This window comes from Candidatus Pseudothioglobus sp. Uisw_016 (assembly GCF_048087635.1).
Lineage (GTDB): Bacteria > Pseudomonadota > Gammaproteobacteria > PS1 > Pseudothioglobaceae > Pseudothioglobus.
In genome coordinates this window covers 1,184,323-1,198,261 of the sequence record NZ_CP159806.1, presented here as the reverse complement: position 1 = coordinate 1,198,261, position 13,939 = coordinate 1,184,323, and the positions used below count along the sequence as shown (strand labels likewise).

The 13,939-nt window shown below is 35.2% G+C and carries 14 protein-coding genes; 4 read left to right on the top strand and 10 right to left on the bottom strand.

Annotated elements, in window-relative coordinates:
• Nucleotides 1-16: 16 nt before the first annotated feature.
• From ABXT69_RS06055 to grxD, 3 genes are all read left to right on the top strand, one after another.
• Nucleotides 17-949, top strand: coding sequence for a rhodanese-related sulfurtransferase (locus ABXT69_RS06055; protein WP_416677353.1), 933 nt, complete (start codon nucleotides 17-19; stop codon nucleotides 947-949).
• 84 nt (nucleotides 950-1,033) lie between these two features.
• Nucleotides 1,034-1,624, top strand: a complete 591-nt coding sequence (locus ABXT69_RS06050; RefSeq protein WP_416677351.1) for a class I SAM-dependent methyltransferase — start codon at nucleotides 1,034-1,036, stop codon at nucleotides 1,622-1,624.
• Between the two features lie 70 nt (nucleotides 1,625-1,694).
• Nucleotides 1,695-2,021 carry a Grx4 family monothiol glutaredoxin gene (gene grxD, locus ABXT69_RS06045; protein ID WP_271540954.1) on the top strand — a complete coding sequence of 109 codons (327 nt, stop codon included), beginning with the start codon at nucleotides 1,695-1,697 and terminating at the stop codon, nucleotides 2,019-2,021.
• 13 nt (nucleotides 2,022-2,034) lie between these two features.
• Here grxD and ABXT69_RS06040 read toward each other — a convergent pair whose 3' ends face one another.
• The 9 genes from ABXT69_RS06040 to ABXT69_RS06000 all read right to left on the bottom strand — a co-directional run bounded on the left by ABXT69_RS06040 (nucleotide 2,035) and on the right by ABXT69_RS06000 (nucleotide 13,047).
• The gene (locus ABXT69_RS06040; protein WP_416677349.1) at nucleotides 2,035-2,709 is read right to left on the bottom strand and encodes a M48 family metallopeptidase; all 675 of its coding nucleotides are present in this window, start codon (nucleotides 2,707-2,709) and stop codon (nucleotides 2,035-2,037) included.
• A gap of 5 nt (nucleotides 2,710-2,714) precedes the next feature.
• Nucleotides 2,715-6,554: a phosphoribosylformylglycinamidine synthase gene (gene purL, locus ABXT69_RS06035; protein WP_416677347.1), complete on the bottom strand. Its 3,840-nt coding sequence runs from the start codon at nucleotides 6,552-6,554 to the stop codon at nucleotides 2,715-2,717.
• Nucleotides 6,551-7,291, bottom strand: a complete 741-nt coding sequence (locus tag ABXT69_RS06030; RefSeq protein WP_416677345.1) for a YebC/PmpR family DNA-binding transcriptional regulator — start codon at nucleotides 7,289-7,291, stop codon at nucleotides 6,551-6,553. The genes purL and ABXT69_RS06030 overlap by 4 nt, the downstream gene beginning before the upstream one ends.
• Nucleotides 7,292-7,314: 23 nt before the next feature.
• Nucleotides 7,315-8,283 (bottom strand): quinolinate synthase NadA, encoded by a 969-nt coding sequence (nadA, locus tag ABXT69_RS06025; protein ID WP_416677344.1) that lies wholly within the window; start codon nucleotides 8,281-8,283, stop codon nucleotides 7,315-7,317.
• A 2-nt stretch (nucleotides 8,284-8,285) separates the two neighbouring features.
• On the bottom strand, nucleotides 8,286-10,040 hold the full coding sequence (gene aspS / locus ABXT69_RS06020) for an aspartate--tRNA ligase (protein ID WP_416677342.1): 1,755 nt from the start codon (nucleotides 10,038-10,040) through the stop codon (nucleotides 8,286-8,288).
• The gene (locus ABXT69_RS06015; protein WP_416677341.1) at nucleotides 10,037-10,654 is read right to left on the bottom strand and encodes a DUF502 domain-containing protein; all 618 of its coding nucleotides are present in this window, start codon (nucleotides 10,652-10,654) and stop codon (nucleotides 10,037-10,039) included. The genes aspS and ABXT69_RS06015 overlap by 4 nt, the downstream gene beginning before the upstream one ends.
• A gap of 85 nt (nucleotides 10,655-10,739) precedes the next feature.
• Nucleotides 10,740-11,519 carry a type I methionyl aminopeptidase gene (gene map / locus ABXT69_RS06010; protein WP_416677340.1) on the bottom strand — a complete coding sequence of 260 codons (780 nt, stop codon included), beginning with the start codon at nucleotides 11,517-11,519 and terminating at the stop codon, nucleotides 10,740-10,742.
• Between the two features lie 10 nt (nucleotides 11,520-11,529).
• Nucleotides 11,530-12,420 (bottom strand): protease HtpX, encoded by an 891-nt coding sequence (htpX, locus tag ABXT69_RS06005; protein ID WP_416677339.1) that lies wholly within the window; start codon nucleotides 12,418-12,420, stop codon nucleotides 11,530-11,532.
• 120 nt (nucleotides 12,421-12,540) lie between these two features.
• The gene (locus ABXT69_RS06000; RefSeq protein ID WP_416677337.1) at nucleotides 12,541-13,047 is read right to left on the bottom strand and encodes a hypothetical protein; all 507 of its coding nucleotides are present in this window, start codon (nucleotides 13,045-13,047) and stop codon (nucleotides 12,541-12,543) included.
• Nucleotides 13,048-13,200: 153 nt separating this feature from the next.
• On the opposite strand from ABXT69_RS06000, the gene ABXT69_RS05995 reads away from it, so the two are divergent.
• The gene (locus tag ABXT69_RS05995) at nucleotides 13,201-13,347 is read left to right on the top strand and encodes a hypothetical protein (protein ID WP_416677336.1); all 147 of its coding nucleotides are present in this window, start codon (nucleotides 13,201-13,203) and stop codon (nucleotides 13,345-13,347) included.
• A gap of 138 nt (nucleotides 13,348-13,485) precedes the next feature.
• Here the strand turns inward: ABXT69_RS05995 and ABXT69_RS05990 are convergent, their stop codons facing one another.
• The gene (locus tag ABXT69_RS05990) at nucleotides 13,486-13,875 is read right to left on the bottom strand and encodes a hypothetical protein (RefSeq protein WP_416677335.1); all 390 of its coding nucleotides are present in this window, start codon (nucleotides 13,873-13,875) and stop codon (nucleotides 13,486-13,488) included.
• Between the last annotated feature and the right edge of the window lie 64 nt (nucleotides 13,876-13,939).

The window sequence follows — 13,939 nt, the reverse complement described above, 5'->3', positions numbered from 1 at the left end:
TTTTCATTTCTGAAATATGCTCACTATTTGCGCTTTATATAAGTTCACTCGTCTAGATGATTTTGAAGAAATTCAAGGTCCTCTTAGAATATTTTTAGACTCGCTCAATATTAGAGGTACTTTATTGTTAGCTAAAGAGGGAGTTAATGGAACGATTGCTGGTGATAATGACAGCATTATGAAATCCCTTGATTACCTTCAAAAAGATGGGAGACTAGTTGGTCTTGAGTATAAATTTTCTTATAGTGAGAAGCCTCCATTTAAAAGACTTAAGGTTAAGTTAAAAAAAGAGATAGTGACGTTAGGGGTATCAGATATTGATCCTATATTTTCTTCTGGTACTTATGTTAAGCCAGCTGATTGGAATGAGCTTATTAATGATCCTGACGTTGTTTTAATTGATACTCGAAATAATTATGAATTTGAAATAGGAAGTTTTAAGGGCTCTATTAATCCAAATACTGAGACTTTTCGAGAGTTCCCAGCCTATACTAAAAATAATTTAGAAAAATATCGAGATAAAAAAATTGCCATGTTTTGTACTGGTGGTATACGCTGTGAAAAATCTACTGCATATTTAAAATCTAAAGGCTTTGAAAATGTTTTTCATCTTCAGGGTGGAATTTTAAAATATCTTGAAGAAGTTAAAGAAGATGAAAGTTTATGGGAAGGCGAGTGCTTTGTTTTTGATGATAGAGTTGCTGTTAAACATAATCTTGAGCTTGGAAAATATGACCAGTGCCATGCCTGTAGATTTCCGATTACTGATGAAGATAAAGAGCATCCTTATTATGAAAAAGGAGCATCCTGTCCAAGGTGTTATGGAACAAAAAACTCGTCACAAGTTAGTCGCTACCGTGAAAGAGAAAAACAGGTGCAGCTTGCAAAGAGTCGTGGAGAGTCACACATAGGTGATGATGCTAACAAAGTAATTGCAAAAAAACAATAAATACAATTAAATTAATGCTGATATTAGCATTACATCGATTTTTTATAGTTCTATATAATTACCACTTCTAATTAGGATTGACAAATGTTTGAGCGCAAAGACATTGCTGAATTAAAAAAAGATATAGTTCTTGATGTAGAGCTATTTGATTCAAATCTAAAACTGCACACTCGATGGGGTACTTTTAGTCCTCGAGCCCTTGATGATGGTACTAAGCTTTTAATGAAGCACTTTAGTGCTGATATTGATGATGTTTGTTTAGATTTAGGGTGTGGTTATGGTCCTATTGGCCTAGCGCTGGCAAAACACTGTACTAGGGGTGAAGTTCATATGGTTGATAAAGACTTTGTTGCAGTGGATCTTGCAAACTACAATGCAAAACTTAATAACATTGTTAATGCAAAAGCGTACCTCTCAGATGCTTTTCTGCAAGTCCCTAGTGATATCAAATTTAATCAAATCGTTTCAAATATCCCTGCTAAAGTTGGACGTGAGCAACTCTCAATAATTCTTTATGATGCTCTGGATGCTCTAAAACCTGGCGGCGTAATTACTGTCGTTACAATCAATGGGCTTAAGGATTTTATAAAAAATAACTTTAAATCGGTTTTTGGTAATTATAAAAAAATTAAGCAAGGACAAAAGTATGTAATCTCACAGGCAATTAAGCAATAATTGTTTTTACAAATCTTTGTAGTCTTGTAAATACTATACTAAAATAGTAAAAAACATTGGGAGTATTAAATTGGACGTATTAGAAAAAATTCAAAAACAAGTTGACAGTGCAGCGATAGTTATCTACATGAAAGGAACACCTCAGTTTCCGCAGTGTGGTTTCTCAGCTCGCGCATCTCAAACATTAGCTTCAACAGGTGTTGAATTTGCATTTGTTAACATCTTTGAAGACCAAGAGGTTTTTCAAAGCCTGCCTGACTTTGCTGACTGGCCAACATTCCCCCAAATCTATTTCAATTCTGAATTAGTTGGTGGTGGTGATATTATTCTTGAAATGGCAGAGCAAGATACATTGAAAGAGGCTATGGAAGAGGCAGTAGAAAAGTATAACGGCTAAAAAAAATAATTAGCTATAAGGCTCTTAACCGGTAACCATTTTCTTTAAGCCAATGTTTAGCTTCTTTATAGTTAGGCATAATTTCTTCAACTGCGCTCCAAAAATTTGCTGAATGGTTTTTATGAATGGTATGCACTAATTCATGAATGATGACATAGTCAATTACTTTTAATGGCGCCATAATGAGAAGAAAATTTAGGTTGATATTGTTTCTGTAAGAGCAAGATCCCCAGAGCGTTCTCTGCTCTTTAATCCTCACTTGATTGACCTGTAAATTATGTTTTTCGGCAAAATAAAATAGTCGAGGAACTGCAATTTCTTTAAACTTATTCTTGTACCAAGTTTTTAAAGATTTATTGGTTTTTTCCTTATTTTGAAGGCCTGCTACAAATTCCTTGCCATTAAAAGAAATTTTTTTAGCGTAATTATCATTTTTTAATGGAAAAAGTGTCCCAAGATATAGAAGCATATTTTTATCTTTTCCTGTTTTTTCAACGCGGGCCTTTACTAATGACTGATTTCTCGTAATCCAATTCTCTTTTTCATTAATAAAATTTTGAATTTTTTGATCTGATATTCGATTTGGTGCGCGCACTATTAATTCAGCACTTTCATTAATAGAAATGCTTAAAGTTTTTCTGTTGCTTCTAATAACTTGGTCAGGCAACATAGAGGTGATTATTTTCATGTCTATCAATCAACCCACTTTCTGGCATTTTCAAACATCCTCATCCATGGCGACCTTTCTTTCCAATCATCAGGGTGCCATGAGTTTTGAATCGCTCTAAAAACTCTTTCAGGGTGGGGCATCATAATTGTTATTCTTCCTGAGTCATCGCACATGCTTGCGATAGCGTCTTCTGATCCATTTGGGTTATGTGGATAGGTTTGGGTTTTTTTGCCTGAGTAATCGACGTATTGCATAGCAATATTAGCCTTACTTTGCTGAGAGGTAAATTTTGCCCTTCCTTCTCCATGGGCAATTGCTATTGGCATAACAGAGCCCTCCATTCCATTAAAAAGTATGGAATTAGTTTGTTCAATTTTAACACTTGTAAGGCGAGCTTCAAATTGCTCCGAGGTATTTTTTTCAAATGAAGGCCAATTCTGTGAGCCAGGAATAATTTCTTTTAAATTAGAAACCATTTGGCAACCATTACAAACACCAAGAGTAAAGCTATCAGTTCTGGAAAAATATTCTGAAAATTCATCTTTTGCCTTACTATTTAGAAGGATAGAGTTTGCCCAGCCTCTACCTGCACCTAAAACATCGCCATATGAAAAACCGCCACATGCTGCTAAACCTTGGAATTGTTTCAATGATTTGTTTCCAGAAAGAATTTCACTCATATGGACATCATAAGCATCAAAGCCAGCTTGTGAAAAAGCAGCAGCCATTTCAACATGGCCATTTATACCTTGCTCCCTTAAAATAGCGATTTTTGGCTTTATTCCAGTACTTAAATAAGGCGCACTTATCGATTCATCAATATCATAAGTCGTTTTAACTTTTAAACCATCAGAAGTTTCTAGTAGCTCCTTATTTTCTGACTCTGAGCATATTGGATTATCACGAAGCTTAGAAATTTCAAAAGAGGTTGATGACCATTCTTTGTGAAGATTCTTTCTCTGTTCGCGAAATACCAGTTTCTTTTCTTGATAGATTAAAATTTCATCAGTATTATTTACTTTAGCAATGGGCCTTGTGAATTTTTTAAGCCCAATCTTTTCAAGCTCTTTGAGAACTATAGATTTATTTATAATTGGGATTTGAATAATACAGCCTAACTCTTCATTAAAGAGTTCATTTATACTATTAGTGCCAATGATTTCCATACCACAATGAGATGCAAATGCCATTTCGAATAAAGTTGCAATAACGCCTCCATCAGAGCGATCATGATAAGCGCTAATTAACTTTTCTTTATTCAACTTATTTATTAATGAAAAAAACTTGGCAAATAAAATTGGATCATCAAGGTCTGGAGAAGTTTTTCCAACTTGGTTGTAAACTTGCGCTAAACAAGATCCACCCATTCTATTTTTTCCTAGTCCTAGGTCAATTAAAAAAAGCTCTGACTCAATTTTGGTATCAAGCAAGGGTGTGATTTGTAGTCTTGCATCAGGTATTTTTGAGAATGCACTAATTATTAAGGATAGGGGCGCTGTAACAGATTTTTCACTTCCATTTTGATTCCATGTACTTTTCATTGACATTGAATCTTTGCCAACCGGTATTGTTAGTCCTAATTTGGGACAAAGCTCGATACCAATTGCTTTAACAGCCTCATAAAGCTTTGCATCTTCTCCTGGAAATCCACTTGCACACATCCAATTAGCTGAGAGATTGATGTGACTTATGTCTTTAATATAGGCGCTGAGTAGGTTAGTCAATGCCTCTCCAATACTCATTCTTGCTGCTGCCGCTGCATTAATAAGGGACAAAGGCGTTTTTTCACCAATTGACATGGCTTCACCTTGGTATCCAGAATAGTCTGCTAATGAAATAGCACAATCTGCGACAGGCACTTGCCATGGTCCAATCATTTGATCTCTGGCAATCAGCCCAGTAACTGAGCGATCAGCAATAGTTATTAGGAAATTTTTGCTTGCAACTGTAGGAAGTTTTAAAAGGCGATTAATAGCTTCATTAAGCTTTATTGTGCTGTTATTAAATTCCTTCTCAATATTTGGAAGTGATGAGACATCTTTGAGAGTTTTTGGTGTTGATCCAAAGAGTAATGACATTTCAAGGTCAATTGGTTTATTCTTAAAATGAGAATCTTCAAGAGTTAAATGCTGATTATCGGTTGCATTTCCTAAGACAGCAAAAGGTGCTCTTTCTTTGATACATATTTGACGAAATAAATCGACGCTCTCTTCTTTGATCGCAAGAACATATCTTTCTTGAGACTCATTGCACCATATCTCAAGTGGAGACATTTTTGTTTCGTCATTTGGTATTGATCTTAGTTGAAGATTAGCACCTTTTTGAGAGTCATTGACTAGCTCAGGGATTCCATTTGAAAGCCCACCTGCACCAATATCATGGATTGAAACAATTGGATTTTTGTTACCTAAATGAATGCAAGAATTAATAACTTCTTGGGCGCGTCTTTGCATCTCAGGGTTTGCTCTTTGAACTGAAGCAAAGTCAAGTTTTTGGCTCTGATCTCCACTACCCACACTTGATGCAGCACCACCACCTAATCCAATTAACATAGCAGGACCACCAAGAACTATGAGAACATCTCCATCAGAAATTGAGCCTTTTTCAACATGATCTTCTCTTATATTTCCAAGACCACCAGCGAGCATAATTGGTTTGTGATAGCCTCTAATTTCATTATTTTCAGTTTTTTGTTCATATGTCCTAAAATATCCACAAGTATTTGGCCTGCCAAATTCATTGTTAAATGAAGCGGCACCAAGAGGCCCATCAATCATAATTTCAAGAGCAGATGCAATTTGACTTGGCTTGCCGTAATCTTTTTCCCATGGGTTGATTGAATTTGGTATTTTTAAGTTTGAAACTGAAAATCCACTAAGACCTACTTTTGGTTTTGATCCTCTTCCCGTAGCGCCTTCATCCCTAATTTCTCCTCCCGATCCGGTTGCAGCTCCAGGCTCAGGAGCAATTGCAGTAGGGTGGTTGTGAGTTTCTACTTTAATTAATATTGCTTTTTCTGCAATTGATGTTGTATAAACACCTTCATTGTTGGGCTCAAAAAAACTTGATTTATAGCCACTCATAACAGCTGAATTATCACTATAGACTGATAGAAGACCTTTTGGATTTTTGTGATAAGTATTCTTAATCATGTCAAATAGTGAGATTGCTTGCTTTTCTGAATCGATAGTCCAGTCTGCGTTAAAAATTTTATGTCTACAATGCTCTGAATTAGCTTGAGCAAACATCATGAGCTCAATATCCCTGGGATTTCTTCTTAGCTTATAAAAGTTATCGTACAAGTAATTCATTTCACCATCACTAAGGGCAAGACCTAAGTCAATATTTGCACTAATGATTGCAGATTTTCCATCTTTAAGGATGTCTATACTTTTGTATGAATTTGGCTTTAATTCGTCAAATAATAAGCTTGAATCATCAATATTTTTAAGATGAGATTCAGTCATCCTATCCATTACAAAGTTAAGAATATCCTCTAATTCTTCAGATTTAATTTTTTGGCTAAAATGATAAATAATTCCTCGTTCAATTCTTTTGATTTCATCAAGACTACAAAGCTGACAAATATCAGTTGCCTTTGAGGACCATGGTGATATGGTTCCAATCCTAGGAATTATTATTATTTTTTGAAGTGAGTTCGAAGCGTCTAATTGAGGAGAATAATTTAATAGTTTCTCAAGAGTTAATTGGCTTTTATTGCTAAGCTTAGAGCCTGTTTCAATAAAATGAACATATTCCGAAGATAATAGTTTTATATGAGGAAAAGTGGAATTTATTTTTTCATTGAGATCCCTGACTTTAAAATTTCGAAGTGCTTGAATTCCCGAATGAAATGAAATCATAGTTCAGACATTAATTCGTCTGAAATTTCAGCATTATGATAGACCTCCTGGGTGTCATCAAGATCTTCAAGCCAGTCTATGAGTTTAATAAATTTCTCAGCATCCTCCATATTAAGCACAATACGGCTTGCTGGCTCCATAGTAATTTGAGAGTGATCAGGCGTTAAGTTGCCTGCAATGAGTGCATCTTTAACAGGAAAAAAACTATCTGGACTTGTTACTACGTCAATAGAGCCATCATCATTGACAATAATATCTTCAGCTCCAGATTCTAAAGCAACCTCCATAATTTCATCCTCATCTTCTGAGGCAAAGCTTATAAAACCTTGTTTTGTGAACATGTATGCAACTGACCCATCTGTTCCTAAATTACCTCCATGCTTTGAAAAAGCATGCCTAACATCTGAGACAGTGCGATTTTTATTATCTGTGAGGCAATCAACCATGATGGCAGTTCCTCCTAATCCATAGCCCTCATAACGTATTTCTTCATAATTATCACCCTCTAAATCACCAGAGCCTCTCTTTACCGCATTTTCTATCGTATCACGCTTCATATTTGCTGCTAGAGACTTATCAATAATAGCGCGCAGAGAAGGATTATTTTCTAGAACACCACCACCTTTTTTTGCCGCAATAACGATCTCTTTAATGAGCTTGGTGAACACTTTTCCACGCTTAGCATCCTGCGCTCCTTTCCTGTGCTGAATGTTGTGCCATTTACTATGTCCTGCCATATCTGTTTAATTTCTCCAAAAAATTACTTAGTAAATTCTAGTAAGCGGTGAATTGAGTGTTGTGCTTTTTCTATAATTTGAGCACTGATTCTAATTTCATTTTTACCTGTACTTAAAGTATCAAGGCATTTTTTAAGTGTATTCATAGCCATCCAATTGCAATGGGCACATGATTCGCAGTCTGCACCTTCACCCATGGTTGGGGCTTCAATAAATTTTTTATTAGGTGCTATTTCCTTCATTTTATGAAAAATACCATTATCAGTAGCAACAATAAACATATTTTCAGGTCTTGAGGCCGCTGCATTAATTAGTTGAGTTGTAGAGCCAACAACATCTGCAAGTGCGATAACATCCTTTGGCGATTCAGGATGAACCAGAACTCCAGCCTCTGGATGGAGCTGCATTAACCTTTTAAGGCCTTCAGCTTTAAATTCTTCATGAACAATGCATGCCCCATCCCACATGAGCATTTCAATTCCAGTTTTGGATTGCACATAATGTCCTAGATGTTTATCTGGAGCCCAAAGAACTTTTTTTCCTTCGCTATGAAGTTTCTCAACAACTTTAAGTGCACTTCCCGAAGTGACAACCCAGTCAGCTCGAGCTTTAACCTCAGCTGAAGTGTTTGCATAAACAACAACAACATGATCAGGGTTCTGGTCACAAAATTTTGAAAATTCATTAATTGGGCACGATAAGTCAAGAGAGCATGTGGCTTGGTCATCTAGAACAAGCACTCTTTTTTCGGGAGATAATATTTTGGCAGTTTCACCCATAAATTTAACACCAGCTACGATAATTGTCTCGGCATCACTATTTTGTCCAAATCTAGCCATTTCTAGAGAGTCTGAAACTATGCCGCCCGATTCTTCAGCTAATATTTGTAAGTCTGAGCTGACATAATAATGAGCAACAAGAGTTGCATTATTTTGCTTTAAGGCTTCCTTAATTAAATTTTCTATCGGTCGATCAATTACTATATCTTGCATTTTTAAGACTTAGCTGGAAGGTTAACTTTAATATTTAATTCTTTAAGTTGAGATTTAGAAACACTTGAAGGGGCATCAGTTAAAAGACATGCCGCAGTTTGAGTTTTAGGAAAAGCTATCACGTCTCTTATAGAGTCTGTCTTACTAAGAGTCATAACTAATCTGTCAAGACCAAAAGCAATTCCGCCATGAGGAGGGCAGCCATAATCTAGTGCATCGAGTAGGAATCCGAACTTTTCTCTTGCTTCTTCATCTTCTATTCCAAGAAGTTTTAAGACAGTTTTTTGCATCTCACTTTTATGAATGCGAATTGAGCCGCCGCCAACTTCAGAGCCATTAATTACTAAATCATATGCACGTGAAAGTGACTTCTCAGGGTTCTCTAAAAGTGTTTTGGTATCAACGCTAGGAGCTGTAAATGGATGATGAATTGCATTGAGTGATCCATCATCTGATACATCAAACATTGGAAAGTCAATCACCCAGATTGGAGCCCACTCTTTATCGAAAAGATTTAAATCCTTTGCTAGCTTTTCTCTAAGGCTTCCAAGGGCTTCATTAACAATTTTGGATTTATCTGCACCAAAGAAGATAATGTCACCCTTCTTAGCCTTTGTTAAATCGATAACTTGTTGCGTTACATCATCACCAAGAAATTTAATAATTGGCGAGGAAGGTCCATCATCATTTATCTTTATGTAAGCTAATCCTTTTGCGCCATAAATGCTGACAAATTTTGTATAGTCGTCAATTTGTTTGCGACTAATTGTTGCTCCTCCTGGAACTTTGAGGGCTGCTACTCTGCCTTTTTCACTATTAGCTGGACCAGAAAAGACTTTAAATTCAACATTTTTCATGATTTCATTAACATCAACTATTTTTAAGGGGATTCTTAAGTCAGGCCTATCAACACCATAAAGACTAATAGCATCGTCATAAGTAATAGTCGGGAATTTTTTAGGTAAATCAATACTTCCTACTTCTTTAAATAAGTCTCTTACCATTTCTTCCATTAATGATGTTATTTCCTCTTCATTCATAAAAGAAGTTTCAACATCCAGCTGCGTAAATTCTGGCTGACGGTCGGCTCTTAAGTCTTCATCTCTGAAGCATTTAACTATTTGATAGTACCTTTCAAAGCCTGACATCATTAGAAGCTGTTTAAAGAGCTGGGGGGATTGAGGTAATGCAAAAAAACTTCCTTCATGAGTTCTTGATGGTACAAGATAATCCCTAGCGCCTTCTGGAGTTGCTTTTGTTAAAAAAGGGGTTTCAATGTCTAAGAAATCATTTTTATCCATGAAGTCCCGCATGAAATGTGTGACCTTAGATCTTAGTCTTAATCTTTGCTGCATTTCATCTCTTCGAAGATCCAGATAGCGATATTTAAGTCTGACTTCTTCAGAGGTTTCCATCGAGTCGAGCTGAAATGGAATGGGCTTAGATGCATTTAAAATTTCAATTTTATCTGCAAGCACCTCAATTTCTCCAGTTGGAATTTTTTTATTGATCATTTCGCTGTCTCTTGCAAGAACCTTTCCAGTAACTTTAATAACAAATTCATTACGAATTGATTCAGCTAGCTTAAATGTAGATGCAGTTTCAGGATTGATTACTATTTGTGCAAGTCCTCTCTTATCTCTTAAGTCTAAAAAAATAACACCACCATGATCACGCCTTCTATTGACCCAGCCGCAGAGAATAACCTCTTCATTAAGATTGGTTTTATTTAGTTCACCGCAGAAATTTGATCTCATTTATTTTCCTGAATTTTTAAAGTTTCTGGCGTTACTACACCAGCAGATATAACTAGTTTAAAAGCCTCTTCAACTGACATTTTTAATTCTATTGCGTCTTTTTTTGGGATTATTACAAAAAATCCTGAAGTTGGATTAGGTGTTGTTGGTACAAATAGATTGATAACATCTTCTCCAATAATTTCCTCAATCTCTCCTTTGTAATCCCCAGATTGAAATGCGACTACCCAAATGCCCTTACTAGGATATTGGATTAAAAATGCCTTCCTAAAGCTTTCACTTGATGTGTTTAGTACTGTTGAAGATATTTTTTTTAGAGCATTATAAATATTTCTAAAGCCTGGAATTTTGTTAAGAGCTCTTTCCCATAAATCTAAAAGTTTCCGACCTAAAATATTTGTGACCAAGACTCCAGTTAAAAGAAGAATTAGGACAACAAAAACAAAGCCTGAGCCAGGAATAGAGGTATCTAAGTTTAGAAGAGCTTCTGGTAAGAATCTTGCAGGGACAAGGTTATTAACAACCTCTAAAAAGAATTTGATAACTAAAACAGTTAATGCTAGTGGTATCCAAAATAAAAGTCCGGATATTAGATAGTTTGTTAAGCGCTTCACAGGCCCAATACGTAAGTCTAAAAAAAGGATATTTTAACACAAGCTTAATTAACAGATTGATCCTAGAACTCTTAATCAAGTTAAGTTATGAATTTTTTTCTTCTTCTCGGAGCGTTAAAATCTCATACCCATTTTCAGTAACTAATATCGTATGCTCCCATTGAGCTGAGAGAGAGCGATCTTTGGTTGTCACCGTCCATCCATCAAGTTTTGATGTAATAACTTTATAGCCACCAAGATTAATCATAGGCTCAATAGTAAAAGTCATCCCAGGTTCCAATATAGGGCTTCGATCAATTTTTCCATCATTGTAGTGAATAACTTGAGGAAGCTCATGAAATACTTCACCAATACCATGGCCGCAGTAATCCTTAACAACAGAGCAGTTCTTACTGAGAGCATAGGCCCCAATAACTCTTCCAATTTCACCTAAACGAACTCCTGGTTTAACTTGCTTGATTCCAAGCATCATGCAATCTTGAGCAACTTGACAAATCTTTGTTGCTTTTACGCTAGGCTTGCCAACAATAAACATTTTAGATGTATCACCATGAAATCCATCCCTAATGACAGTAATATCAATGTTAATTATGTCGCCTTTTTTTAGTTTCTTATTGCCCGGTATCCCGTGGCAAACAACACTGTTGACAGAAGTACAAATAGATTTAGGAAAACCATTATAGTTAAGTGGGGCTGGGATACAGTCTAGGTCATTAACTATAAAACTATGACAAATTTGATCAAGCTCTTCAGTAGTTATGCCGGTCTTTACATGCTCACCAATCATCTCTAATACACTGGAAGCAAGTTTCCCAGCAACGCGCATTTTATTAATTTGTTCAGGGCTTTTTATAGATATTGACATTTAAACCTTATTAAGAAGTTTTAGCTCTTTTTTCTAATGCTTTTATTCTATCTTCTATAGGCGGATGAGAAGACCAAAGCTCACGCCATCCAGTTTTTGGTTTTTCACCAATACCAAAAGCAGCAAGCTGCTCAGGAAGTGCTTCAGGTTCTTTTTGACCAAGACGCTTTAAGGCATTTATCATATTTTGATGGCCCGCAAGATCAGCTCCTCCTGTGTCGGCAACATACTCTCTTTTTCTAGAAAAATACATAACAATTACACTCGCTAAAATAGATAGTACTATTTGAGCAAAAATTGTAGTAACAAAGTAACCAATACCATGGCCGCGCTGATTTTTTAGAATAACTCTGTCTACAACATGACCAATAACCCTTGAAAAGAAAATAACAAAAGTATTAACTACTCCTTGGATAAGGGTAAGGGTAACCATGTCCCCGTTAGCAACATGACTCATTTCATGACCAACAACAGCCTCAATTTCGCCTTGACTCATGCTATCTAGTAGTCCTTGAGATACTGCGACTAAGGCTTTATTTTTACTTGCTCCCGTTGCAAATGCATTCATTTGGGGAGAAGGGAAGATAGCAACTTCAGGCATCTTAATACCAACAATTTTAGACTGTTTCTTTACTATTTCTAAAAGCCACTTTTCTACATTGTTAGAAGGGCTATCAATAACTATTGCTCCAGTCATCCTTTTGGCCATCCATTTGGAAATTGCCAATGAAATAAAGGCACCTCCAAATCCAAAAATTCCAGAAAAAATAACTAAAGCATTTAAATTAAGATCACTTCCATTTTGAGCTAGAAGGCTTTCTACTCCTAAAACTCTGAGAGTAACACTTAAGATTACCATGATGGCAATATTCGTTAACAGAAAGAGAAATATTCTTTGCATTTTGTATTCCTTAACTTATTAAGTTTTAAGATTTATATTATAGAAAGAAAAACTTGAGATTATTAAGATATTCTTAAGGTTTATTTCTGCACAAAGTAACTAAATTTGATAAAGAGAGAATTATCTCCCAGGCCATAGCATACGTGTTTCTATCATCGAGCAGCCAGTTTCTCCTTGAGTAGTCAAAATTATTTGATAGGTGTTATCTTTTGGGGTAATAATAGTAAAGCCTCCATCAGCATAACTTGAGGTTTGCAATTCTGAGTTATCCTCAAGTTTAAGCTGAGAAATTTCACTACAAGTTTGATTATTTACAGATGTAACTAGAACTGTCGAAATATAGCAGTAATCTTTATCAGGTATCAAAGTTGCTGAAAAGGTCGATGATCCATTGTTATATTTTTGAGTTGATATATGAAGAGAAGGAAGTAAAGCTGGGCTTTCAGGATTTGCAAATGTAATATTTAAACCATTTAAACTATATGATTTCTCAATTTGACCTAGGTATGAAAAACAAGTTTGATTTATACCACGCTCGATTGCATCATCAGACAAGCTTGATGCATTAGTATTGATGGAAAGTAATAGAAAAACTATTAATGTAATTTTTTTGATAAATTGTTTCATATGCTCATTTTTAATTTATTCATATAAATATACACTGACTTTTATTAAATATAGTTTCTTTCTTATTATTGCTAAATAAAATCTAGAATTTGATTGATTTAGTAATTTAAAGTACTTTATAATAAAAATTCAAATAATTTGGGAGTTGAAGAAATGAAGTTAAGATTTTTATTTATTGCTGTAGTGGCATTACTAGTAAGTGGATGTATGGATACTATGATGGCCGTTCCAGCAGCAGCAGTTAATGGTGTAGGTACGGTTGTAGGGGGAATATGGGGTGCTGTAACAAGTATTTTTTAAACCACCTGTACTACGCTAAAATTTCCCACAAATGAGTGCACACTTATTTAGTGGGATTTTTTTTGATTAAAGTTTTAATCTTCCTAGAGTAAATTAAGCTTCAATTTTTTGGTTACAAGCCATTGATTTCATTTAACCTTATTCCTTGGTTTTTGAGATATTTGCGAATGTTAGAGCCTCATCTTTGTTATTAGCCTCAATTGAGCAATCAAAAATATAACCTTTTTTCTGCAAATTTGTTGCAGTCCACTCGTTGCCTTTGAAGCCGGGAGAGGCAAATATGACAAATTGAATAATCAATAAGATCCATTGCAAGTTATTAGCATTTGTTATATCAATAAGATCAAAACCGTAGATTTTAAAATCAATGCTAGCTAAGAAAATAATGACAAATATATATGAAATGAATACCGTCCATAAACCCCTAAACAAAGGCCAAACAGGATTAAAAGGAGCAAACCAAGCAAAGCCAGATTTAACAGCTTCATAGCCTTTTTCAGGATGTTTAAATATTTTGTATGAACTCATAGCTAAATATTAATTTATATTATTTATAACTTAGTATACCCATTAGAAAAGTTGGATTAATACC